A 23,916-nucleotide genomic window follows, 5' to 3' on the forward strand; every position below is an offset into this window, starting at 1 on the left:
CCTTCATCAGGCGCCAGCCGCTTTTGTTTTGGGGTAGTCGCTCTTTAAGCGGTCATACGACCTTGCAGTACAGCCTCTTCACGCAGACGTTTGTATTCGCCTTCAGGCACGGGCACGGCGTTCACGTTGCCCAGGTCTTGCATGCGCACACGCGAGGTCTCGCGCGCCGTCCAGGCGGCAATCGCGGCCACGATGGTGATGGCCAGCGTGATGGCGCCAATCAGCAGCGGAATGTTGGCCGTGCCAGGAGGCGCCACCGCCACAAACAGTGCAGGCAACAAAGCCGTCACCAGCGTGCCCAGGTTTTGCGAAATCGCCATGCCCGACACGCGGGTACGGGTAGGGAACATCTCGGGGTAGAAGCTAGGAAACACCGCGTTGTAGCCCTGGTACACCACGCCCCACATCAGCAGCGACATGACGATGGCCATGGGCACGTTGTGCACGCTGATGGCGTAGAGGTAGCCAAACGACAGCAGGCCTGCGCCCACCGAGCCCACCATGATGGGGATGCGGCGGCCGATCTTGTCGGACAGGTTGCCCACAAACGGAATCACCGCCACGGCCACGATGTTGCCCAGCACGGGAATCCACAGGTAGACGTCTTTCTCGAAACCAATGCCGTAGCCCGGTTGCACCGCGTAGGCCGCGCCAAAGATGGTGGTTACCACCGGGATCACGTTCATCAGCGAGCAGCACATCACGCGCAGCATGTCGCGCCAGTTTTCGCGCACGGCTTGCACTACCGGTGCCTTGGGCAACTCGCCCTTTTTGTCTTCCACCGCAAAGGCAGGCGTTTCGTCCACTTCACGGCGGATGATGTAGCCGGCCACAATCACCAGGAAGCTCAGCAGGAACGGAATGCGCCAGCCCCAGGTGTTGAATTGCTCGGCAGGCATGTAGTGCGCCAAGGGCAGAAACACGGCGGCAGCCAAAATTTGTCCGGCCTGCACACCTTGTAGCGTGAAACTGGAGAAGAAGCCACGCCGGCCAAACGGCGCGTGCTCCAGAATCATCGAGCTGGCGCCCGAGATTTCACCGGCCACGGCAAAGCCCTGTATCAAACGCAGAATCACCAGCAGCGCGGGTGCCCACAGGCCCACTTGGGCATAGGTGGGCAGCAGGCCTACAGCCACGGTGGAAAAGCCCATCAGAAACATGCACAGGATCAGCACCTGTTTGCGGCCATGGGTGTCACCCCAGTGGCCCAGGAAGAACGCGCCAATCGGCCGCGCCACGTAACCCACGCCGTAGGTCGCCAGCGAGGCGATGATGGCCACTTTGGGGTCGGTGTTGGGGAAGAAGATCTGCGGAAAGATCAACGACGCCGCCGTGGCGTAGATGAAGAAGTCGTAGTACTCCAGCGCGGAGCCAATCCAGCCGCTGGCCGTGGCCTTTTTCGACTGGTCTTTGCCGTGTGGCGTGCCGTGGGTTGATGAGGCTGAAGAAGCCATGGGTGTCTCCTGATGAGAGGGCAAGGTCCGCTGCGGGCGGCGGAAGGTGGCAGAAATGTAGGCGCGAGCACGTTCCAGCGGTTGAACTAAAAGCACCTCGGCGATCGATGATTGACCGCAGACGTACACTATGCGCCCAAACCTAGGGTAACCGCTAGGGTTGAGCTTACCGTATGACCGACCCCACACCCGCCATTTCAGACCCCGCGCCGATCGACCGCAAGCTGCTCATCGAGGGCTTGGGCAAGGGTTTGCGCGTGATCGAAGCCTTCTCCGACGACCGCCCGCGCCTCACGGCCACCGAGGCCGGCGTGTTGACCGGCCTGACCCGCACCGCCGCGCGGCGCTACCTGCTGAGTTTGGTGCACTTTGGCTATGCCGCCACCGATGGTAAATACTATTGGCTGCTGCCGCGCGTGCTGCGCCTGGGCCAGGCTTATCTGGAGGCGGCACGCATCCCGCGCCTGGTGCAGCCCTACATCCAGCGTGCGTCGATGCAGTGTGGCGAGACCTTCAACGTCGGCTCGCTCGATGGGCAAGAAATCGTCTACTTGGCGCGCAGCAATGCGCCACGGCTGATCTCCATCGGTTTTCATCCCGGCGCGCGTGTGCCGGCCCACGTGGTGGCACAAGGTTTTGCGATTCTTTCGACGCTGGATGATGCAGCGCTGGACGCCTGGATTGCACGCCACGATTTCACCAACTTCACCGGTGCCACGTTGGACGACCCGGTGGCCTTTCGCAGCAACGTGGTGGCCGCGCGCGCGTTGGGCTACGCGCAGGCCGACCAGTATTTGAGCTTCGGCCTCAGCGGCCTGGCCGTACCGTTGAAGGATAGAAAAGGCCGTTGCCAATACGCGCTGAGCGTGACTGTGCAGCGCCAGATGTACCCTGAAGACCAACTGGTGGCGCAGCTACTGCCCGTGCTGCGCGAGGTGGCGGAGACGCTGCGGCCGATTCTCTGAAGTGCGGGGAAATTGTCAGTGAACCGCTGGGCCAGCGGTTAGCTCAGGCCTTGGCCTGCTCGGCCGACTTCTTTTCCAATGTGGCCTGCACGTTGGCAAGATCTTTTGCGGACTTGCGCAAGCGTTTCTTCACCTGCTCGGTCGCCTCGACAGCCTGCCGGACATCCGGCTCCTTCGGGTTTTCTGGGATGTGCTTGTCGAGCACGGCGTGCGCTACTGTGAGCTCTTCCTCCGCCACGACAATTTCCTCGGTGACTTGCTTCGTCTTTTTGGCCGCTTCTTTCAAAGAAAGGTCCTTGCTGACCTGGGCACTTTGGGATTTTTTGGGCACTTTGAAATCCTTGCAAAAGCGGTGTAGCGAGAGAGATAGTGCAATAACGACTGTCGAATGGGTTGCCGTCCTACGAATAAAGGATTCTGCCGTGGTTCAAATGGTGACGCGACATATTTTTGTCGCTCTACCGCTATTGGCGGCAAAGCTTGGCGGATCCCACAATGTCCATCGCGACGGTTCTCATCGAGGATAGCCAAACGATCCGAGAAGCCCTGATTCCCACGATGAAGGAGCTTGCGGATCTTGAAGTCGTGGCTGTGGCAGACACGCCAGCGCAAGCCGTGCACACACTGGCCGCACATGCCTGGCGGCTGGCGATTGTGGATCTGTTTCTGAAGCAAGGCTCCGGCATGGAGGTGCTGCGCCACTGCCAAACGCGGCGAGACGACCAACATGTGGTGGTGCTCACCAATTACGCCACCGCCGACATCCGGCAAAAGTGCCTGGCCTTGGGTGCCACCGCCGTTTTCGACAAGTCGACCGAGCTCGACGACTTCTTCTTTTTTTGCAGCACTCTCTTCCCGAACGGTTGAACGGCCCCAGCCTACAAGCACTTGGCCCGAGCTCCCACACCCAGGGCGTGCGGCAGCGTCCATGCTAGGACAACAGACACGCCCGTTTGTTGGTGTGTCTGCCACATCCGTCAGGAGGCGACCATGGAACTGCAAGCCCACCCCACCAGCTTTGGCGTTTTCAAGCCTGTCGGCCATGTCGTGATCTCTTTTCCATCGGAGGCGCAGGCCGACGATGCGCGAGATGCCCTCGCCACAGATGGTTTTACCGAAGATGCGGTCACACCCTACACCGCTGACGAAATGCTCGCGCAAATTGACGACGACTTGGCCAATGCCAGCCCGCTGGCGAATTTGGGCCAAGAAATCAACCTGATCAAGGCGCACCGTGAATTGGCCGTGCGTGGCTACCACTGGCTGGTGGTGCGCGTCAAAGATGACGAAGCAGCCCGCCGCGTGGCCGATACCGCCCATGCCTTCGGCGCCGAGCGCGCGCAGTTGTACGGCCGCTTCATCATCGAAGAACTGATCGAGCACGCCACGGATACCACGCAGGTGGCCGAGTCGCCAGACCGCGGCTTGGATCCGCAAACCCCGTCTGGCGAAGAAGCCGAACGTGCGGAGTTACGCCCCGCACGCTAGGGCAATTGTTGACGGCTTGGTTCCCTGTCAAAGGCTTGGATGGGTTTGCCCACCCAAGCCTTTTGGGTCTCTATAGAGGCAATGGTTATTTAGAAGTAGATTCTTAATCGTTTGAGATCGGGCAGCACACCCCTAAAGTGATCCAAAGCCGCAACCCATCCCCGGTGTTTCCCCAAGCGGCTCGTTCAACTGGAGTGTGTATGTCGTCCGATTCGTCTTCTGAAAGTGTTGCCACCACCAGCCTGCCCGCCGCGCTGGAATCTGCGCGCGTGCTGGCGCTGTCGACCGGCCTGCCCTACGCGGGTGGCGTGCCGCCGGCCGTGGCGTGGGAGTTGTTTTCCAGCGGCGTTGCGCAGTTGGTCGACGTACGTACCACCGAAGAGCGCAAGTTTGTGGGCCATGTGCCCGACACCGCCCACGTCGCCTGGGCCACAGGCACCAGCCTCACGCGCAACCCGCGCTTTGTGCGCGAGTTAGAGGCCAAGGTGGGCGGTAAAGACGCTGTGGTGCTGTTGTTGTGCCGCAGCGGCAAACGTTCGGCACTGGCAGCCGAAGCGGCAGCCAAGGGCGGTTTTACCCGCGTGTTCAACGTGCTCGAAGGTTTTGAAGGTGAGCTGGACGCCAAGCAACACCGCGCTGGCACCGATGGCTGGCAGTTCCACCAGTTGCCCTGGGTGCAAGACTGAGCGCCTGAAACTCCATCTTTAGTAGACGCAAGTAGAAGCAAGCAGAAGAAAGATCTCCACGTGGCTGTATTCAACGTCGAACCGATCGTCCAGTCCCTCGGCCAGATTCGCCGCGACTGGCGTGCCGCCCAAAAACGTTCGGGCGAGCCCGGCGGGCGCGAGTTTCCCTCGCGCGATGCGGTGGCGCAAATTCTGCAAGAGTTCAAAGGTGCGTTGTTCCCCATGCGCCTGGGCCCGCCCAACCTGCGGCACGAGAGTGAAGACTTCTACGTCGGCCACACGCTCGACACCGCGCTGCACGGCCTGCACGCCCAAGCGCAGCTAGAGCTGGCCTACCAGGAGCGCCACGCCCGCGCGGACGACCCACGCAGCGCCACCGACTCCATCGCCACCCGCGCCAGCGCCGCCGTGCACGACTTCGCCGCCGCGCTGCCTGCCATCCGCACGCTGCTCGACAGCGACGTGCTCGCCGCCTACCACGGCGACCCGGCCGCGCGCAGTGTCGATGAAGTATTGCTGTGCTATCCCGGCGTGTTGGCCATGATCCACCACCGGTTGGCGAACCAGCTTTACCGTTTGGGCTTGCCGCTGCTGGCACGCATTGCGGCCGAGTTGTCGCACGCGCAAACCGGTATCGACATCCACCCTGGCGCCGAGATTGGCGGCGGCTTTTTCATTGACCACGGTACGGGCGTGGTGATAGGCGAAACCGCTGTCATCGGCCAGCGTGTGCGCATCTACCAAGCCGTAACGCTGGGCGCCAAGCGCTTCCCCACCGATGCCGAAGGCCATCTGCAAAAAGGCCAGCCGCGCCACCCGATTGTGGAAGACGACGTGGTGATCTACGCCGGTGCCACGGTGCTGGGCCGCGTCACCCTGGGGCGCGGCGCGGTGATTGGCGGCAACGTGTGGTTGACGCACAGCGTGCCACCGGGCGGCAATGTATCGCAGGCCGACGTGCAGCAAGAGCTGGCGCCAAAGGAAGAGAGGCGTGCATGAGCGCTGCCAACCTTGGGGCCAGCTTTGGCCAGGCCGTGAAGCAACTGCGCGAGCAAAAGAACTGGTCGCAAGAGCGCCTGGCCGCTGAGTCTGATTTAAACCGCACCTACGTGGGCGAGATCGAGCGCGGCAGTGCCGTGCCTTCGCTGGTCACGCTGCAAAAACTGGCCAAAGCCTTGGGCCTGGCGTGCAGTGCCTTGGTGGCGCACAGCGAGCATCTTTCCCTGCATGCGCACACCGCCGTTGGCCGCACACCACCGTTGACGGCTATAGCCGGTTGAGGGCAAACGGCCCGCGCTCGACACTCTGACGCAGCGCATTTCGTTTTCGACATTTCACTTCAATCAGGGGTTTTCATGACAGCAACCGTGGGCGGCACTACCGCTTTGGGCGACAACGCCGCAAGACAACTAGCAAACGCCACCAAGACCGTTCCCCAGCTAGAGACCATCTCGCCCCGCTGGCTCACGCACTTGCTGCAATGGGTGCCCGTCGAGGCCGGTATCTACCGCGTCAACAAGGTCAAGAACCCCGAGTCCATCAAGGTCACCTGCACCTCGCGTGAAGAAGAAAACCAGTTGCCACGCACTTGGGTGGACTACGAAGAGCATCCGCGCGAATACTTCCTGAACGCCGTGAGCACCGTGCTCGACGTGCACACCCGCATCTCCGACCTCTACAGCAGCCCGCATGACCAGATCAAAGAGCAACTGCGCCTGACCATCGAGACCATTAAAGAGAACCAGGAAAGCGAGCTCATCAACAACCCCGACTACGGCCTCTTGGCGCAAGTGACCGACGAGCAGCGCATCTTCCCGCTGACCGGCGCGCCCACACCCGACGACCTGGACGAGTTGCTGACCAAGGTCTGGAAAGAACCCGCGTTCTTCCTGGCCCACCCGCTGGCCATCGCCGCCTTTGGCCGCGAAGCCACGCGCCGTGGCACGCCACCGCCCACCGTCAGCCTGTTTGGCTCGCAGTTCATCACCTGGCGCGGCATTCCGCTGATCCCGTCGAACAAGATTCCCGTGGCCGATGGCAAGAGCAAGATCCTGCTGCTGCGCGTGGGCGACAAGCGCCAAGGCGTGGTCGGCCTGTTCCAGCCCGGATTGACCGGCGAGCAAAGCCCCGGTTTGTCGGTGCGCTTCATGGGCATCAACAACCACGCGATTGCCTCGTACCTGATCTCGCTGTATTGCTCGCTGGCGGTGCTGACCACCGACGCGCTGGCCGTGCTCGACGATGTCGAAATCGGCAAGTACCACGACTATCCAGACACCTACAAATAAAGCAGTACGGTGAGTACGTCTCCCTCTTTTCCTTCTGCTGAACCGCAAGGTGCGCCATTCGATCCAGCCCTGCTGGCGCGCATGGCCACCGAGCTGTTTGCGGCCAAGCCAGACGGCTTTCCGTCTCCGGCGGGCTTCAGCGCTGTACCGGGTGCATCGGGCTTACCGGGTGCACCGGGTGCGCAAGTACCCGTGAACATCGCGCCGCCCGGCTCGGCCTTGGCCAACCCTGCTGGCTTTGGCCCCGGTGTGCCCGGCACGCCTATTCCGCAAGGCCAAATTCCCGGCAGCAACTTGGTGCAGGGTTCGCCCACCCAAGCCCTGTCGCTGGGCAACCGCGCGCCCGCGCTGGTGCCACACGCTGTGGCGCCCAACGGAGTGCCCGACCACGTGCTGAGCGCCGTGCCAGCCTACGAGCCGCGCTTTGGCAATGTGTTGCTGGGCGAGCCCAAGGCGCAGGTTGCGCAAGCAGCGCCCACGGCCACCCGGCCAGACGCTTCGCCGTTCTACTTTCTGAACCACCAGTTCGGTCACCCAGACGCTGACGTTGCAGGCCGCGCGCCCGTGGCGCCTTTGTCGCCGGTGTCTGCGCCGGTTGGCCAAGCGTTTCCTGCAGAACCAGCGCCAAGCACTGAGCCCAAGTTCTACTTCGTCGATTCGGTGCGCCTCACCAGCGGCTACGTCACGCCCGCCACGCCATACCCCCACGGTGTGAACGCCGCACCGCAAGCTGGTCAGGGCCAACACCCACCGTTCGACGTCAACGCCATCCGGCGCGACTTCCCCATCCTGCAAGAGCGGGTGAACGGCAAGCAATTGGTGTGGTTCGACAACGCCGCCACCACACACAAGCCACAGTCGGTCATTGACCGCATCGCCTACTTCTACGAGCACGAGAACTCCAACATCCACCGCGCCGCGCATGCCTTGGCTGCGCGTGCGACAGATGCGTATGAAGGCGCCCGCGACCGGGTGCGCCGCTTCATCAACGCACCCGAGGTGGACGAGGTCATCTTCGTGCGTGGCACCACCGAGGCCATCAACCTGGTGGCCAAAAGCTGGGGCGGGCAACACGTGGGCGAGGGCGATGAAATCATCGTCTCCAACCTCGAACACCACGCCAACATCGTGCCTTGGCAGCAGTTGGCTGCCGCCAAGGGTGCCAAGTTGCGCGTCATTCCGGTGGATGATTCGGGCCAGGTGCTGCTGGACGAATACCGCAAGCTGCTGAACGACCGCACCAAGATCGTTGCCGTCACGCAAGTGTCGAACGCGCTGGGCACCGTGGTGCCGGTGAAGGAAATCGTCGCGCTGGCCAAACGTGCTGGCGCGGTGGCGCTGGTGGACGGCGCGCAGTCGGTTTCGCACATGCGCGTTGACGTGCAAGACCTTGGCGCCGACTTCTTTGTGTTCTCTGGCCACAAGGTGTTCGGCCCCACCGGCATCGGTGTGGTGTGGGGCAAACGCGAAGTGTTGGAAAACATGCCACCGTGGCAAGGCGGCGGCAACATGATCGCCGACGTCACGTTCGAAAAGACGGTGTTCCAGCCCATTCCCAACAAGTTCGAAGCCGGCACCGGCAACATTGCAGACGCCGTGGGCCTGGGCGCCGCCATCGACTACGTGAACAAGGTGGGCATTGAAAACATTGCCCGCTACGAACACGACCTGCTGGTCTACGGCATGGCGCAGCTCGGCGCCATCAAAGGCGTGCGCCTCATCGGCACCGCCGCCGACAAGGCCAGCGTGATGTCGTTTGTGTTGGCTGGCTACAGCACCGAAGAGGTGGGCCAGGCCCTTAACGAAGAAGGCATTGCCGTGCGCACCGGCCACCATTGCGCGCAGCCCATCCTGCGCCGCTTTGGCGTGGAAACCACGGTGCGCCCGTCACTGGCGTTCTACAACACCTTTGACGAGATCGACCGTTTGGTGGCGGTGGTACGCCGTCTGGCTTCGGCACGACGCAGCGGTTAACCCTTTCAAAATCTAAGAGCGCAGGCGGCTATGCACAACATAGCGGCCTGCGCTCTTTGCATTTTGGGGTTTATTAATTTGATAGCTGCTCACGCTTATCTAGTGTGCGTAAACGGCCAATTTTCTTTAAACCTGCTCCAGCGCAAGCAACTCGTCCATGCGCTGCCGGCGCCGGATCAAACGCACCTGCGCGCCATCCACCAGCACCTCTGCTGCCAGCGGCCGGCTGTTGTAGTTGGATGACATCGATGCGCCATACGCCCCCGCATCGTGAAACACCAGCAGGTCGCCCACCCGTGCCTCGGGCAGGTCGCGCTGCTGCACTTCACCGCCCGAGCTTTGGGTGAACACGTCGCCCGCTTCGCACAACGGCCCGGCGACCACGGTGGGCCGCATGGCGCGCACCACGCCGTCTTGGGGCACGACGCTCATGGCATGGTGGCTGCCGTACAGGGCGGGGCGCATCAGGTCGTTGAATCCGGCATCTACCAACACAAAGTGGTTGCACCCCATGTCTTTGACCGCGCGCACTTCGGCCAGTAATACCCCGGCCTCGGCCACCAGGTAACGACCGGGTTCAATCTCCAACTGAATGGCGTGGCCGCGTGCGGCTTCGATCTTGCGGCGGGCCGCATCCCAAAGGCTGAAGTAGTGGGCCACATCGACGCTTTGGTCGCCCGCGCGGTACGGCGTCGACAAGCCGCCACCCGCAGAGATGGCTTCAATCGGCAGCGGCACACGCGCCGCCAGTTCCACCATCGCACCACACACCTGCTGCAGATGGCCGTAGTCCACGCCCGAGCCGATGTGCATGTGCAAGCCCACCAGCTTCAACCCGTGTTGGGTGATGGCCTCGCAGGCGGCGGGCAGGTCGGCATGCCAAATGCCGTGTTTACTGTGTTCGCCACCGGTGTTGGTCTTTTGGCTGTGGCCGTGGCCAAAGCCGGGGTTGATGCGCAGCCACACGGGGTGGCCGGGTGACTGAGCGCCCAACTGGTGCAGCATGTCGATGGAGCCTGCGTTGACCGGAATGCGGTCTTGCACCACGCGGGCCAAGGTTGCGGCATCGAGCACGTCGGTGGTGAGCACCACGCCACTCGACCCTGCCCCCGTGGCTTTGAAACCGGACGCATACGCACGCTCAATCTCGCCGAGCGACACGGCATCCGCCAGCACCCCTTCATCGCGCATCAGCCGCAGAAGGTGTGTATTGGAGTTGGCCTTTTGCGCAAAGCGGATCACGTCAAATGAACGCAGCGACGCGATGCGTTGGCGAATGGTGGCGGCGTCGTAAACCCATAGCGGGGTGCCGTGTTGCGTGGCGAGCTGCTGCAACAACGCAGGCTGAAAAGGGGTTTTCAAAGAGTTCATGGACTTGATTCTGAAAGTACCACGTCATTCACTCAATGACTAAGATTCACGTCATGCATGCAAAACGGATATGCCCATGAAACTCACCCACCGCCAGATCGACGTGTTCCGCACCGTGATGGCCACCCACCACGTCACGCTGGCGGCCGACGCGCTGAACACCTCACAGCCCACCGTGAGCCGCGAGCTGGCACGGTTAGAGCAGGTGTTGGGCATGACCCTGTTCGACCGCGTGCGCGGCCGCTTGCAGCCCACGGTGCGCGCCATGGCGCTGCTGGAAGAGGTGGAGCGCTCCTACATCGGCCTAGACCGCATAGCCGCCGCCGCAGTAGGCCTACGCGAGTTTGCCGAAGGCCGCCTCACGGTGGCGTGTTTGCCCGCACTCTCAGGCGCCTTGCTGCCCGATGCCGTGCGCCGCTTTGCGCTGAAGCACCCCAAGGCTGGCGTGTCCATCACCACGCATGAATCGCCTTTGCTCGAATTGCAGTTGAGTGAACAGCGCTTCGACCTCGGCCTCATCGAAAGCCGCCAGACGCCCCCCGCTACCGCACTCAAGCCGTTGCTGCAGGCCGACGAGGTGGCGGTGCTGCCCGAAGGCCATGCCTTGCTGGCGCGCCGTCGTCTGCGCTTGAAAGACTTCGCCGGCCAGCCGTTCGTGAGCTTTGCCCCCACCGACCCCTACCGGCGCACGGTAGACGCGCTGTTTGCCGAACACGCCGTAGAACGCGTGATGGCGGTAGACGCGACCAGTGCCGTCGCGGTGTGCGCGCTGGTGCGCCAAGGCTTGGGCGTGGGTATCGTCAACCCGCTGACCGCGCTGGAGCTGGCGGGGCACGGCCTGCATATCCGGCCGTTGATGGCGTCCATTCCGTTTGAGGTGGGCCTGGTGCTGCCCAACCTGCGCGCCACAAACCCCTTGGCCGCCTCGTTTGAGCGCGCGCTGTTCGAGGCGGCAGCGGCGCTCAAAACATTGATGAGCAGGTCTTAAGAAACCACGCCAGAATCACAAATTCCCCGGGCTGCTGCTCGGGTTCGGAATGCCTTCGATTGGGCACTCTTCTGTGCCGATCATCGGCCGCGTGATCGCCTCTACGGCTTTGCGTGTGCCGTCGGGGTCGTTCACCCAGTTCTTGTAGAAATCGTACGGGCAGATGTTGGTGCCGCGTGAGCCGTCGCCCGAGTTGATCATGCCGGTGTAGCCACGGTGCAGCAGCTTGAACAGGTGGTTTTCCGACTGGCCGTTTTTGCGGAAATCGCGGATGAGGCTCTTGGAGAGCGCGGCGTATTGCACGCCCATTTCTTCCTCGCCGCATTCGCCCAGCGTGCGCCCATCAAAGCCGATGATGGCGCTGTGGCCGAAGTAGCTGTACACGCCGTCAAAGCCCGCCGCGTTGGCCACCGCCACGTAGGTGTTGTTGGCAAAGGCCATGGCCTTGCTGATGAGGATCTGCTGCTCTTTGGCGGGGTACATGTAGCCTTGGCAGCGGATGATCAACTCCGCACCTTTCATGGCGCAGTCGCGCCAGATCTCGGGGTAGTTGCCGTCGTCGCAGATGATCAGGCTGATCTTCAGGCCCTTGGGGCCGTCGCTCACGTAAGTCGTGTCGCCGGGATACCAACCTTCGATGGGTGTCCACGGCATGATCTTGCGGTACTTCTGCACGATCTCGCCCTGGTCGTTCATCAGGATCAAGGTGTTGTACGGCGCCTTGTGCGGGTGCGCCTCGTGCCGCTCGCCGGTGAGTGAGAACACGCCCCACACCTTGGCCTTGCGGCAGGCTTCGGCAAAGATGGCCGTCTCTTCACCCGGCACGGTGGTGGCCGTGTCGTACATCTCCTGGCCGTCGTACATGATGCCGTGCGTGCTGTACTCGGGAAAGATCACCAAGTCCATCCCGGGCAGCCCAGCCTTCATGCCGACCAGCATCTCACCGATCTTGCGCGCATTGGCCAACACCTCGGCCTTGGTGTGCAGGCGTGGCATCTTGTAGTTGACGACGGCCACACCCACCGTGTCTTTGCTGCTGGAAATATCACCGTGCATCATGATTGGCTCCTAAAGGTTTGGCTTACCCCCAGTCTTCGCGCACTGCGTGTCGCTACGCCAACCCCCTTGCAGGGGGCGACAACTGCGGCCTGGCAAAGCCAGTTCCGCGTTGTCCTGGCATAAAACCGGGGCGGATTTAGCAGTTGCTCTGCTAGTGACTGATCATCCAAGGGCGGCGATTGGGGGCGCTCTTGGCACCGTTCGGCGCCGTCACTGTCGCGCCGCGTTTGCTGGTGCTGCAGCAGCCGCACCCCGAGGGGTGCTTCTTCAGCCGCGCGTAGTCGCCCGAGCGTTTGGGCTCGTGCGCTGCGCGTTCGTTCACGGCGATGGCGCGGCGCGTGCCGTCGGACATCAGCGCCAGGCGCGGCGCGGCCGACATGACGCGCTCTGATGCGGCCCCGCAGTCGGGGCAGCAGATGGCGGCGTCGCGTTCACTCACGCTGCGGCGGGCTTCAAAGCCGCCGCAGTCGTGGCACTGGTAGTCATAGGTCGGCATCGCGCGGTCTCCTCGGGCGGCTTAGGGTGGGCTTACTTCAGGTCGGGCGACAGCGGCATGTCGACACTGCCATCGATGAACTTCGTCGGCCCACTCGCGTTCGGGTTGATGTCGAAGTCGAAGATGCCGGTGGGCAGCCACAAGGTGGCGCAGGCGTTGGGCACATCGACTACGCCGCTGATGTGGCCCTGCACCGGAGCCGTGCCCAGAATCGAATAGGCCTGTGCGCCCGAGTAGCCAAACTTCTTCAGGTATTCGATGGCGTTCAAGCAGGCTTGGCGGTAGGCCACGTTCACGTCCAGGTAGTACTGCTTGCCGGCCTCGTCGACCGAGATGCCTTCAAAGATCACGTAGTCGTTGTAGGTGGGCGTGATGGGGCTGGGCTTGAAGATCGGGTTCTTGATGCCGTACTTGGCCATGCCGCCCTTGATCAGCGAGACCTTCATATGCACCCAACCGGCCATTTCAATGGCGCCGCAGAAGGTGATTTCGCCGTCGCCCTGGCTGAAGTGCAGGTCGCCCACCGACAGGCCGGCGCCGTCCACATACACCGGGAAGAAGATCTTGGAGCCGCGCGACAAATCCTTGATGTCGCAGTTGCCGCCGTGCTCGCGGGGGGGCACGGTGCGTGCGCCTTCAGCGGCGGCTTTGGCCTTGGCCTCGCCGGTGAGCTTGCCCATGTGTGCCGTGCCGGCCGAGGGCGGGTTGGCCAAGCCGCCCGTGGGGTTGGTGTTGATGAGATTTTGCTCACGCTCGTTCCACAGGTCGAGCATCTTGCGGTCGGGCAGACAGCCGATCAGACCGGGGTGGATGAGCCCGGCGAAGTTCACGCCGGGAATGTGGCGCGAGCTGGTGAACATGCCCTTGAAGTCCCAGATGGACTTTTGTGCCTGCGGGAAGTGCTCGGTCAAGAAGCCGCCGCCGTTGTTCTTCGAGAAGAAGCCGTTAAAGCCCCACAGGCTGTCTTGTTTGGCGCCAATGTCCAGCAGGTCGACCACCAGCAGGTCGCCGGGCTCAGCGCCCTTCACGCCCACCGGGCCCGACAGGTAGTGCACCGTGGTCAGGTCGATGTCGCGCACGTCGTCCGCGCTGTCGTTGTTCTTGATGAAGCCACCCGTCCAGTCGAAGGTTTCCAAGATGAAGTCGTCACCCGGATTGACCCAGCAGGCCATCGGAATGTCCGGGTGCCAGCGGTTGTGGATGTTTTCATTCTCGGTGGGCGACTTCGTCAGGTCGACTTTGATCAGCGTGTCCGTCATTGCAATGGCTCCTGGGTGGTTGTGGTGAAGAAATAGATCAGCCTGAACATCAGACCGAGAGGTAAGCTTTGATGTGGTTCAGGTCAGTCTTGTCGCGTGCGGTTTCGTGGACTAAACGGCCACCTTCAATGACGAACAAGCGGTCGGCCACGTCCATGGCGAACGACAGCACTTGCTCGGACACCACGATGGTGATCTTGCGCATCTTGCGGATCTCGTTCAGCGCCTTGGCGATGTCTTTGATGATCGAAGGTTGAATGCCTTCGGTCGGCTCGTCGAGCAGCAGCACCTTGGGGTCGGTGACCAGCGCGCGTGCAATCGCCAACTGTTGTTGCTGGCCGCCCGAGAGGTTGCCGCCCTTGCGCCCACGCATGTCCCATAGCACCGGAAACAGCGCGTAGATTTCTTCGGGAATACGCTTCACGGCCGCGTTCTCCAAGCCGGTCTGGATGTTTTCTTCCACCGTCAGCGTGGGGAAAATCATGCGGCCTTGTGGCACGTAGGCAATGCCCTTGGCCACGCGGCGAAAGCTCTCGTCTTTGGTGACGTCCTGGCCCGCCACACTGATGTGGCCGCTCTTCACCGGCAAGATGCCCATCAGGCTTTTGAACAGCGTGGTCTTGCCCATGCCGTTGCGCCCCATGATGGCCACCGTCTCGTTGGCGCGCGCTTCGAACGACACGCCGTGCAGCGCCTCGCTTTGCCCATAGGCCACAAACAGATCTTTGACTTCCAACATGCTCAGAATCCCTTCAATGGTTGACGGCGGCCCGCTGTCTCTTGCTGGGAACACCGTGGAACCGGCTTTGCCGGGCCACTGGTGTTGCCCCCTGCAAGGGGGTTGGCGGCCACACGAAGTGGGCAAGACTGGGGGTGTTCGTGGCCACTAGTGGCCGAGGTAAACGTCGATGACCTTGGGGTCGGCTTGCACCTGTTCCATGGGGCCTTCCGCGAGGATCTTTCCCTGGTGCATCACGGTCACCTTGTGGGCGATGCGCTTCACAAACTCCATGTCGTGCTCGATCACGATCACCGCGCGGTTCTTGCAAATGCGCTGCAGCAGCTCGGCGGTAAGTTCACGTTCGCGTGCGCTCATGCCGGCAATGGGTTCGTCCAGCATCAGCAGTTCCGGCTCCTGCATCAGCAACATGCCGATCTCCAGCCACTGCTTCTGGCCGTGCGACAACAGGCCGGCTTCGGTGTCGAGCTTGTCGCCCAGGCCAATGTCTTCGGCCACCACTTGCACACGTGCCTTCACTTCGTCGGTGCACTTGAAGCCCAGGGCGCCAAACACCGTGCGGCCGGTGGGGTACGACACTTCGAGGTTTTGAAAGACCGAGAGGTTTTCGTAGATCGACGGCGTTTGGAACTTGCGGCCAATCCCTAAGCGCACACGCTTGTGCTCGGCCATGGCCGTGAGTTCCTGGTTGTTGAACTTGATGCTGCCGGCGCTGGCGCGGGTCTTGCCGCAGATCAAATCGAGCAGCGTGGTCTTGCCGGCGCCGTTGGGGCCGATGATCACGCGCAACTCGTTTTTGTCGACGTACAAGGTCAGGGTGTCGATGGCTTTGAAACCGTCGAACGACACCGTGAGGTCTTCCACGGCCAGGGCGAAGTCGGTATTGCTCATGTGGTGCTTCCTTGTGTCTTCTTAGGCGCCCTGGCTGCGCACACCATCGGGCAGCACAGCGGGGTTGGAAGGCGGTGGCGGGTCGTTCGGTGGGGTGTGGTCTTTGGCGACCTTCGGGGCTTGCACGGAGGCTTGGCGCAGTGCTTCGCGGCGGCCCTTCCACCATGGCACCACATGGCTCTCCCACAAACCGGCCAAGCCCATGGGGAAGGCCATGGTCACGCCGATGAATAGGGCGGCCATCAAGAACAGCCACATGTCGGGAAAGCTTTCCGAGAAGTAGGTCTTGCCCGCGTTGACCAGCAGCGTGCCGTACACCGCACCCACCAGGCTCATGCGGCCCCCCACGGCGGCGTAGATCACCATCTCGATGGAGGGCACGATGCCGACAAAGCTGGGTGACATAAAGCCCACTTGCAGCGTGAACAACGCGCCGCCAATGCCCGAGAGTGCAGCGGCCAGGCAGAAGGTGAAGATCTTGAAGTTGGCCACGTCGTAGCCGGAGAAACGCACGCGGTCTTCTTTGTCGCGCATGGCCAAGAGCAGCGTGCCGAGCTTGCTGGTCTGGATCCAGCGGCACAACACCATGGCGCCCATCAGCAGTGCCACACACAAATAGTAGAGGATGTATTTGGCGCTGTCGGTGCGGGTGTCCCAGCCCAGCACGGTCTTCAGGTCGGTCATGCCGTTCACGCCGCCTGTGTAGCCTTGCTGGCCGATGATCAGCACCGTCAAAATCAGCGCCACGGCCTGCGTGATGATGGCGAAATACACGCCACCCACACGCCGCTTGAACATCGCAAAACTCACAATCCAGGCCAATAACGTGGGCACGGCGATCACGGCAATCAGTGTGAGTGGCAGGCTCTTGAACGGCAGCCAAAAGGCGGGCAGCTCGGTGATCTGGTTCCAGTCCATGAAGTCTGGAATGCCGGGGGTCGATTGGATCTTGGTGGTGATCGGGTCAGAGGCCTCCAGCTTCAAGAACATGGCCATGGCATAACCGCCCAAGCCAAAGAACACGCCCTGGCCCAAGCTCAGCACACCGCCGTAGCCCCACACCATCACCAAGCCAATGGCAACGAAGGCATAGGTCAGATACTTGCCCACCAGGTTGAGGCGGAAGATGTCGAGTGTGAGTGGCAGCACCACCGCCAACAAGGCCAGCAACAGCAGCATGCTGGCGAGCTGGTAGCGTTGGATCCATAACTTCAGTGTTTTCATTGGAAGGCTCCCTGACAGTTCAAACGTTGGTGCTTCGTGGCGCTTAATGACACTCAGCGACGCACTTTGGAGGCGAACAAGCCCTGTGGGCGCATCATCAAAATCAGCACAATCAGCGACAGCGTGATCACCTTGGCCATCGAGCCAGCCAAGAAGAATTCGGTGATGGACTGGGTTTGCGCAATGCCGAAAGCCGAGACCACGGTGCCGAGCAAGCTGGCCGCGCCGCCGAAGGTCACCACCAGGAAGGCATCCACGATGTAGAGCGAGCCCGAGGTGGGGCCGGTGGAGCCGATGGTGGTGAACGCCGCACCCGCCACACCGGCGATGCCGCAGCCGATGGCGAAGGTCAGGCGGTCGGTCTTCTTGGTGTCGATGCCGATGGCGTTGGCCATGATGCGGTTGCTCACCGTGGCGCGCACGCGCAGGCCCCAGCGGCTCTTGTGCAAGGCCAGCAGCACACCGCAGGTGACTACGGCGGTCAAGGCCAACACAAACAAGCCGTTGATCGGAATGTCCAGACCTTCAGACGGGGCCCACGAGCCCAGCAGCCAGTCGGGCAGCGTGGGGCTCACTTCCTTCGGGCCGATGAAGGTGCGAAAACTTTGCTGCAGCGCCAGGCTCACGCCCCAGGTGGCCAGCAGCGTGTCGAGCGGGCGTTTGTAGAGGTGGCGGATCAGCGCCCACTCCACCACCCAGCCAGCGATGAAGGCAAAGCCAAACGCCGCAAGAATGGCGATCGGAAAGTAATACGGCATGAACTGCGGCGCGTGTGCGGCGGTCAATTCAGAGCCGAGGAAGATGGTGTAGGCGCCAATGGTCATGAACTCGCCATGCGCCATGTTGATCACGCCCATTTGGCCGAAGATGATGGCCAGCCCCAAGCCCATGAGCAGCAGCACGGCAAACAGGCTTAAGCCCGCAAAGCCCTGCATCAGGCCAATGTTCATCATTTCAGAAAAGCTCATGGGTCGGCTCCAACAGGGGGACGGATGGTTCGGAAAAAGTCATGGGATGCCGCGGATCTGGCTCCGCCAGTCCGCAGGCATCGCCCCCTGCAAGGGGGTTGGCGTAGCGACACGCAGTGCGCGTAGCCTGGGGGTGTTACTGATACCCCTTTGGGAACGGATCAGGTTTGATCAATTCCGGCGACTCGGATACGACCTTGAACGTCGCATCCGGCATGCCCATGGCGATGCGCGACTTGCTCCACAAGTGGTGGTTCGGGTCGACCTTGACGTAGCCTTCGGGCGCGGTCTTGAGTTCAATGCCAGGCGATGCGGCCACCACTTTGTCGACGTCGAAGCTCTTGGCTTTTTCAACCGCAGCCTTCCACAGCCACGGGCCGAGGTAACCGGCTTGGGTCACGTCGCCAATCACCGCGTCTTTGCCGTACTTGCCCTTGAAGGCGGCGACAAACTTCTTGTTGTTCTCGTTTTCCAGCGACTGGAAATACTTCATCGACGAGTAGAAGCCCTGGAAGTTTTCACCGCCCACGCCGGTCATTTCGTCTTCGGTCACCGACAGCGTCACTAACAGTTGTTTGTCGCCGGTAATGCCCGCGGCCTTCAATGCTTTGTAGAAGGCCACGTTGGAGCCGCCCACCACGGCCACAAAAATGCAGTCGGGCTTTTGCACCTTGATCTTGTTCATCAACGAGCCGAAGTTGGTGCTGCCCAGCGGGTAGTACTCTTCGCCGACGACCTTGCCCTTCTGGAAGTTTTCGATGTGCTTGCGCGCAATCTTCATCGAGGTGCGTGGCCAGATGTAGTCCGAGCCAATCAGGAAGAAGGTCTTGGCTTTCTTCTCGTTCTTCGACCAGTCCAGGCTGTACAGAATCTGCTGCGTGGCTTCCTGGCCGGTGTAGATCACGTTCTTCGACTGCTCCAGGCCTTCGTAGAAGGTGGGGTAGTAGAGCAGGCCATTTTCTTTCTCGAACACCGGCAGCACGGCCTTGCGCGAGGCGCTGGTCCAGCAGCCGAACACGGCGGCGCAGTGGTCGTTGATCAGCAGCTTCTTGGCTTTTTCAGCGAAGGTGGGCCAGTCGGAGGCGCCGTCTTCCTTGATCACCTTGATCTTGCGGCCCAAGATGCCGCCCGAGGCGTTGATCTCGTCAATCGCCAACTGCTCGGCTTGGATGGAGCCGGTTTCCGAGATCGCCATCGTACCCGTGGCCGAGTGCAACTGGCCCACGGTGACTTCGGTGTCCGTCACGGCCAGCTTGGTGGTGTTGACTTGCGCAGTGGCTTGGGCAAACGACCAAGCGGGCAGACCGGCGACCGAGGCGGCGCCCATCGCCTGCAGGATGCGGCGGCGGTTGGCATCCATCGGGGATGGGGTGTTGGCGTCGGAATGTGACTTCATAGAGGCGCTCCTTGCAGCAGACGGGTTGAGGTTGTTGGCGACGGTTTTGAGGGGTTGTGCCGCGCTGAGCGAAGGTTAGGGAGAACCCTTTCCTACGCACATACGTCATTTAACGTAGGCCGGTTCCTACGCACGGAACTTTGGTGGAAAGGCGCTGTGTGATCGGTTGCGCCGCCCTAGAACGGTTCTTGCATGGGGCCTGGAATGGTCACTTCCTCCCCCCAAGACGTAAAAGCCACCCAGGTCACGCCGCAAACGATCTTTCGTTTCCGCCGTGAATACAACAGCTGGGTGGCCGACGAGTCGATGGAGGACTACGCGCTGCGCTACACGCCCAAGAGCTTTCGCCGTTGGAGCGAATTTCGGGTGGCGAACACGGCATTTGGCTCGTTGTCGTTTTTGGCGCTGGAGGCCATTGGCGGCGCCATTGCGCTGAACTATGGCTTCAGCAACGCCATGTGGGCGATTTTGTGTGTGGGCCTGGTGATCTTCTTCACCGGCTTTCCCATCGCCTACTATGCCGCGCGTTATGGGCTGGACATGGACTTGCTCACACGCGGCGCCGGTTTTGGCTACCTCGGCTCCACCATCACCTCGTTGATCTACGCCGTCTTCACCTTCATCTTCTTTGCGCTAGAGGCGGCCATCATGGCGCTGGCGCTGCAGATGGTGGTCGACTGGCCGCTGGAGTGGTGCTACGTGCTGTCGTCGGTGGTGATCTTGCCGATGGCGATGCGCGGCATCACCCTGATCTCGAAGTTGCAGGCGTGGACGCAACCGGTGTGGCTGTTTCTGCTGTTGCTGCCGTTTGTGTGGATCGCCCTCAGCCAGCCGCAGCTCTACCGCGACTTCGCCGGGCTGTCGGGCCTGCGCAGCGGCAGCAGTGGGTTTCAGCCGCTGATGTTTGGCGCGGCGGCGGCGGTGATTTTTTCGCTGGTGGTGCAGATTGGCGAACAGGTCGATATCCTGCGTTTCTTGCCCGAGCGCACCGCCGCCAACCGCAAGCGCTGGTGGGGCGCGGTGCTGGTGGCCGGGCCGGGCTGGATCATCATGGGCATGCTGAAGATGGCGGGCGGCGCGTTCCTGGCGTTTGCGGCCTTGCAGTTTGAGATTGGCGCCCAACGCGCGGCCGAGCCCACCCAAATGTTCCTCGCCGGCTTCACCCAAGCCATAGGTTTGCCCGGGCTGGCGCTGGCCGTGACGGTGGTGTTTGTGGTGATCTCGCAGATCAAGATCAACCTGACGAATGCCTACGCAGGGTCGTTGGCGTGGTCTAACTTCTTCGCGCGTGTGACGCGCAGCCACCCCGGGCGTGTGGTGTGGCTGGTGTTCAACGTCGGCATTGCCACGCTGCTGATGACGCTGGGCGTGTTTGGCGCGCTGGAGAAAGTGCTGGCCATCTACAGCAACGTGGCGATTGCGTGGGTGGGCGCGTTGGTGGCGGATTTGGTGATCAACAAACCCCTGGGTTTGTCGCCGCCGGGCATCGAGTTTCGCCGCGCGCATCTATACGACTTCAACCCCGTGGGCCTGGGTTCCATGCTGTTGGCCACCACGGTGGCGTGCTGCGCCTATGCTGGGCTGTTGGGCGAAGTGGCGGCGGCGTTTTCGCCGTTCATTGCGCTGGTGTTGTCGATGCTGCTGTCGCCGCTGCTGGCCTGGGCCACGGGCGGAAAGTACTATCTGGCACGGCCGGCCGACACCACCTGGCAACCCGGCGAACTGGTGCGCTGCACCGTGTGCGAAAACCAGTTTGAATCGGAAGACATGGCGCGCTGCCCGGCCTACGGCGCGGGCATTTGTTCGTTGTGTTGCTCGCTTGAATCGCGGTGTCACGACCGCTGCAAAACCGGCTCGCGTGCCAGCGACCAGATCCGCGCTTTGGCTGCCGCCCTGCTGCCGCCGCGCTGGGCCGCCAAGGTGAACTTCCGCCTGGGCCAGTACCTCATGGTGACGGTTTCGCTGTGTGCGGTGATGGCGTTTTTTGTGGGCGTGGTCTACGTGCAAGAGGGCTTGAGCACGCCCGCGCAGTTTTTGCGCATGCCATTCCTGAAGGTGTTTGCGTTGCTGGCATTGATGGCCGCCGTGTGTGCCTGGTGGGTGGTGCTCAGCACCGACAGCCGGCGCCTGGCGCAAGACGAGTCGGAGCGGCAAACGCAGCGCCTGCTCGAAGAAATCGACGCGCACCGCCGAACCGACGCCGAACTGCAAGCCGCCAAAGACCACGCCGACGCCGCCAACCAGGCGAAGACGCGCTACGTGGTGGGCATGACACACGAGCTGCGCTCGCCGCTCAACAGCATCTTGGGCTACACGCAAATCTTGCTGAAGAACCCCAATATCCCCGGCCCGCTGCGCGAAACCTTGACCACCGTGCAGCACAGCGGCCAACACATGCACGCGCTGATCGACGACTCGCTCGACCTGGCGCGCATCGAAGCCGGCCGCTTGAAGCTCGACCCGGTGCCGTTGCCGCTGGCCGAGCTGCTGGAAAACATCGAAGGCATGCTGCGCGCGCAGGCCGAGGCCAAGGGCCTGCGCTTCAAGGTGCAGATCGAAGGCCCGGCGCCCACGTGGATCCGCGCCGACCCAAAACGGCTGCGGCAAATCCTCATCAACCTGCTGGGCAACGCCGTGCGCTTCACCGAACGGGGCGAGGTGCGCCTGCGGCTGGACTTTCGCCAACACGTCACGCGCATCGAGGTATCAGACACCGGCATTGGCATTGCGCCGCAAGACCAGGAGCGCATCTTCCTGCCGTTTGAACGCGGCAGCGGTGGGCGGCGGGTGAGCGAGGTGGGCACGGGCCTGGGTCTGACCATCACCCACCTGCTCACCCAGTTGATGGGCGGCGAACTCACGCTGCACAGCGTGCCCAACCAGGGCAGCACCTTTACCGTGCGGCTGTACCTGCCGGGCATTGAACAAGACCCTAGCCGGCCGCCGCTCAAAGCCGTGCCACTGCGCCAGGTGATTGGCTACATCGCGCCGCGCCGCACCCTGCTGGTGGTGGACGACCAGCCGGTGCAGCGCCAGTTGCTCGCCGGCCTGCTGGTGCCGCTGGGTTTTGATGTGCGCGAGGCCGCCAGCGGCAGCGAGTGTCTGGAGGTGGTGCAGCGCCAGGCGCCAGACATGGTGCTGCTGGACATCAGCATGGACGAAATGGACGGCTGGGAAACGGCCGCCCGGCTGCGCGCCATGTTGCCGTCGCATGCGCTGCCCATTGTGTTTGTCTCGGCCAACCTGTTCGACTACCAGCCCGCACGGCTGCGCGACGCGCAGTGCCAGGGTTTTCTGGGCAAGCCGGTGGTCGAGTCGGAGCTGCTCGACATGCTGGAGCGCACGTTGCAAGTCGAGTGGGTGCGCGACAACACGCCTATGTCTATCCCCGCCATGGCGCTGATGGCCGGTGGCGGCTTGGCGCGCGGCCATGTGCACATTCCGATGGATGCGCCGCTGGGTGTGGCAGGGGGTGCGGGGGTGGCGGGTGTGGACATTGCGGAAGCTGTTAGGGTGGTGCCCGATGCCAGCCAACTGCCCGAAGACCTGCGCGACACCCTGCGCCGCCTGGCGCGCCAGGGCCAGGGCGGGGCTTTGCGGGAACAACTGCGCGCCGCACAGGTCGAATGGCCAGAGCATGCAGCCACGTTTGACCGTTTGAAGACCTACGCCGACCGTTTTGACTTTCAGTCCCTGATGGATGCCTTGCGCGAGCCCGAACATGACCCGAGTTGACGCCTTTCCTGTTGCCGCCCCCGCTACCCCTGGTGCGCCCTCGCCAGAACCGGCCCGCCGCGTCATTCTGGTGGTGGACGACGCGCTCGACACGCTGCGCATGTTGTGCGACGCGCTGGCGGGCGAAGGCTACGTGGTGCTGGTGGCGCGCGACGCCGATGAAGCCCTGGCGCGCTTCGACGTGACCGTGCCCGACGGTGTGTTGCTCGACGCGGTGATGCCCGGCATTGACGGCTTTGCGTTGTGCCGTCACTTGAAGGCCACGCCCGAGTGGTCGCACGTGCCGGTGGTGTTCATGACCGGTTTGTCGGAGACCGAACAAATCCTGCACGGCTTTGCCAGCGGCGGTGTCGACTACGTGGTCAAGCCGCTGCGCATTCCCGAGGTGCTGGCGCGCCTGGCCACGCACGTGCAGAACGCGCGCGCCGCCCGTCTGGCGCGCGAGGCAGTGGACGTGGCCGGCATGGGCGTGGTGGTGCTCGACGGCCAGGGCCGTGTGGCTTGGCGCTCGCCGCAGGCCACACGTTGGCTAGGCGATGCTTTTGGGACTGAAACCGCAGATGCGGATGGCCGCGCCTGGCTGCAAAAAGCCCACGCCAGTGGCGAGGCCCACATCCGCCTGCCCGATGGCCGCGCGCTGCAAGCCCGGCACATGGGGGCCGGTGGTTTGTCAGAAGCCATGCTTTTGCTGCGCATGGGCCCGGCCCAAGCCCACGCCGCACCGCCGCGTCAGCCCGATGTGCCGCTCACCCCGCGCGAAACCGAGGTGCTGGCCTGGCTGGCCAAAGGCAAAACCAACCGCGACATTGCCGACATCTTGGGCATGAGCCCGCGCACGGTGAACAAACACCTGGAGCACATTTTTGAGAAGCTGGGCGTCGAGACCCGCTCGGCCGCCACGGCGGTGGCGGGGCGGCTGCTGGGGCAAGACTAGG

22 protein-coding genes are annotated in these 23,916 nt (G+C 62.6%); 11 read left to right on the forward strand and 11 right to left on the reverse strand.

What is annotated here, in order from left to right; genetic code table 11:
* Positions 1 to 44 precede the first annotated feature (44 nt).
* The gene (locus ACPWMG_RS00745) at positions 45 to 1,454 is read right to left on the reverse strand and encodes an MFS transporter (protein ID WP_483302757.1); all 1,410 of its coding nucleotides are present in this window, start codon (positions 1,452 to 1,454) and stop codon (positions 45 to 47) included.
* 173 nt (positions 1,455 to 1,627) lie between these two features.
* On the opposite strand from ACPWMG_RS00745, the gene ACPWMG_RS00750 reads away from it, so the two are divergent.
* Positions 1,628 to 2,419 (forward strand): IclR family transcriptional regulator domain-containing protein, encoded by a 792-nt coding sequence (locus ACPWMG_RS00750; RefSeq protein ID WP_483302758.1) that lies wholly within the window; start codon positions 1,628 to 1,630, stop codon positions 2,417 to 2,419.
* A gap of 43 nt (positions 2,420 to 2,462) precedes the next feature.
* On the opposite strand, the gene ACPWMG_RS00755 is transcribed toward ACPWMG_RS00750, so the two are convergent.
* Positions 2,463 to 2,750 carry a hypothetical protein gene (locus tag ACPWMG_RS00755; protein WP_483302759.1) on the reverse strand — a complete coding sequence of 96 codons (288 nt, stop codon included), beginning with the start codon at positions 2,748 to 2,750 and terminating at the stop codon, positions 2,463 to 2,465.
* Positions 2,751 to 2,977: 227 nt separating this feature from the next.
* On the opposite strand from ACPWMG_RS00755, the gene ACPWMG_RS00760 reads away from it, so the two are divergent.
* The 7 genes from ACPWMG_RS00760 (at position 2,978) to ACPWMG_RS00790 (ending at position 8,855) form a co-directional block, all read left to right on the forward strand.
* Positions 2,978 to 3,286, forward strand: coding sequence for a response regulator (locus tag ACPWMG_RS00760; RefSeq protein WP_483302760.1), 309 nt, complete (start codon positions 2,978 to 2,980; stop codon positions 3,284 to 3,286).
* A gap of 123 nt (positions 3,287 to 3,409) precedes the next feature.
* Positions 3,410 to 3,907: a hypothetical protein gene (locus ACPWMG_RS00765; protein WP_483302761.1), complete on the forward strand. Its 498-nt coding sequence runs from the start codon at positions 3,410 to 3,412 to the stop codon at positions 3,905 to 3,907.
* A 200-nt stretch (positions 3,908 to 4,107) separates the two neighbouring features.
* Positions 4,108 to 4,593 carry a rhodanese-like domain-containing protein gene (locus tag ACPWMG_RS00770; protein WP_483302762.1) on the forward strand — a complete coding sequence of 162 codons (486 nt, stop codon included), beginning with the start codon at positions 4,108 to 4,110 and terminating at the stop codon, positions 4,591 to 4,593.
* A 60-nt stretch (positions 4,594 to 4,653) separates the two neighbouring features.
* On the forward strand, positions 4,654 to 5,592 hold the full coding sequence (gene epsC, locus ACPWMG_RS00775) for a serine O-acetyltransferase EpsC (RefSeq protein ID WP_483302763.1): 939 nt from the start codon (positions 4,654 to 4,656) through the stop codon (positions 5,590 to 5,592).
* A complete protein-coding gene (locus ACPWMG_RS00780) occupies positions 5,589 to 5,873 on the forward strand; it encodes a helix-turn-helix domain-containing protein (RefSeq protein ID WP_483302764.1) in 285 nt (94 codons plus the stop codon). The genes epsC and ACPWMG_RS00780 overlap by 4 nt, the downstream gene beginning before the upstream one ends.
* Before the next feature lie 75 nt (positions 5,874 to 5,948).
* The gene (locus tag ACPWMG_RS00785; RefSeq protein WP_483302765.1) at positions 5,949 to 6,881 is read left to right on the forward strand and encodes a family 2A encapsulin nanocompartment shell protein; all 933 of its coding nucleotides are present in this window, start codon (positions 5,949 to 5,951) and stop codon (positions 6,879 to 6,881) included.
* 81 nt (positions 6,882 to 6,962) lie between these two features.
* Positions 6,963 to 8,855 carry a family 2A encapsulin nanocompartment cargo protein cysteine desulfurase gene (locus ACPWMG_RS00790; protein ID WP_483305157.1) on the forward strand — a complete coding sequence of 631 codons (1,893 nt, stop codon included), beginning with the start codon at positions 6,963 to 6,965 and terminating at the stop codon, positions 8,853 to 8,855.
* A 126-nt stretch (positions 8,856 to 8,981) separates the two neighbouring features.
* On the opposite strand, the gene lysA is transcribed toward ACPWMG_RS00790, so the two are convergent.
* Complete coding sequence (gene lysA, locus ACPWMG_RS00795) at positions 8,982 to 10,217, reverse strand: diaminopimelate decarboxylase (protein ID WP_483305158.1); 1,236 nt, start codon at positions 10,215 to 10,217, stop codon at positions 8,982 to 8,984.
* An 85-nt stretch (positions 10,218 to 10,302) separates the two neighbouring features.
* Here lysA and ACPWMG_RS00800 point away from each other — a divergent pair, with 85 nt between their 5' ends.
* Positions 10,303 to 11,214: a LysR family transcriptional regulator gene (locus ACPWMG_RS00800; protein ID WP_483302766.1), complete on the forward strand. Its 912-nt coding sequence runs from the start codon at positions 10,303 to 10,305 to the stop codon at positions 11,212 to 11,214.
* 15 nt (positions 11,215 to 11,229) lie between these two features.
* Here the strand turns inward: ACPWMG_RS00800 and ACPWMG_RS00805 are convergent, their stop codons facing one another.
* The 8 genes from ACPWMG_RS00805 to urtA all read right to left on the reverse strand — a co-directional run bounded on the left by ACPWMG_RS00805 (position 11,230) and on the right by urtA (position 19,246).
* Positions 11,230 to 12,273, reverse strand: a complete 1,044-nt coding sequence (locus tag ACPWMG_RS00805) for an aliphatic amidase (protein WP_483302767.1) — start codon at positions 12,271 to 12,273, stop codon at positions 11,230 to 11,232.
* Positions 12,274 to 12,424: 151 nt separating this feature from the next.
* Entirely contained in the window at positions 12,425 to 12,769 is a 345-nt protein-coding gene (locus tag ACPWMG_RS00810; protein ID WP_483302768.1) for an FmdB family zinc ribbon protein, read from the reverse strand.
* A gap of 32 nt (positions 12,770 to 12,801) precedes the next feature.
* Entirely contained in the window at positions 12,802 to 14,028 is a 1,227-nt protein-coding gene (gene fmdA / locus ACPWMG_RS00815) for a formamidase (RefSeq protein ID WP_483302769.1), read from the reverse strand.
* Between the two features lie 49 nt (positions 14,029 to 14,077).
* Positions 14,078 to 14,767 (reverse strand): urea ABC transporter ATP-binding subunit UrtE, encoded by a 690-nt coding sequence (urtE, locus tag ACPWMG_RS00820; protein ID WP_483302770.1) that lies wholly within the window; start codon positions 14,765 to 14,767, stop codon positions 14,078 to 14,080.
* Positions 14,768 to 14,914: 147 nt separating this feature from the next.
* A complete protein-coding gene (urtD, locus tag ACPWMG_RS00825; protein ID WP_483302771.1) occupies positions 14,915 to 15,658 on the reverse strand; it encodes an urea ABC transporter ATP-binding protein UrtD in 744 nt (247 codons plus the stop codon).
* Positions 15,659 to 15,679: 21 nt separating this feature from the next.
* Complete coding sequence (urtC, locus tag ACPWMG_RS00830; protein WP_483302772.1) at positions 15,680 to 16,882, reverse strand: urea ABC transporter permease subunit UrtC; 1,203 nt, start codon at positions 16,880 to 16,882, stop codon at positions 15,680 to 15,682.
* A 53-nt stretch (positions 16,883 to 16,935) separates the two neighbouring features.
* A complete protein-coding gene (urtB, locus tag ACPWMG_RS00835; protein ID WP_483302773.1) occupies positions 16,936 to 17,850 on the reverse strand; it encodes an urea ABC transporter permease subunit UrtB in 915 nt (304 codons plus the stop codon).
* 136 nt (positions 17,851 to 17,986) lie between these two features.
* Positions 17,987 to 19,246: an urea ABC transporter substrate-binding protein gene (gene urtA / locus ACPWMG_RS00840; RefSeq protein ID WP_483302774.1), complete on the reverse strand. Its 1,260-nt coding sequence runs from the start codon at positions 19,244 to 19,246 to the stop codon at positions 17,987 to 17,989.
* A gap of 204 nt (positions 19,247 to 19,450) precedes the next feature.
* On the opposite strand from urtA, the gene ACPWMG_RS00845 reads away from it, so the two are divergent.
* Together ACPWMG_RS00845 and ACPWMG_RS00850 are read left to right on the forward strand one after the other, a co-directional pair.
* Entirely contained in the window at positions 19,451 to 22,981 is a 3,531-nt protein-coding gene (locus ACPWMG_RS00845) for a hybrid sensor histidine kinase/response regulator (protein ID WP_483302775.1), read from the forward strand.
* Positions 22,968 to 23,915, forward strand: coding sequence for a response regulator (locus ACPWMG_RS00850; RefSeq protein WP_483302776.1), 948 nt, complete (start codon positions 22,968 to 22,970; stop codon positions 23,913 to 23,915). Before ACPWMG_RS00845 ends, ACPWMG_RS00850 begins: the two co-directional genes overlap by 14 nt.
* Position 23,916: the final 1 nt, after the last annotated feature.

The sequence above is a fragment of the Hydrophilobacter chitinilyticus genome (assembly GCF_049860745.1).
Classification (GTDB): domain Bacteria; phylum Pseudomonadota; class Gammaproteobacteria; order Burkholderiales; family Burkholderiaceae_C; genus Rhodoferax_B.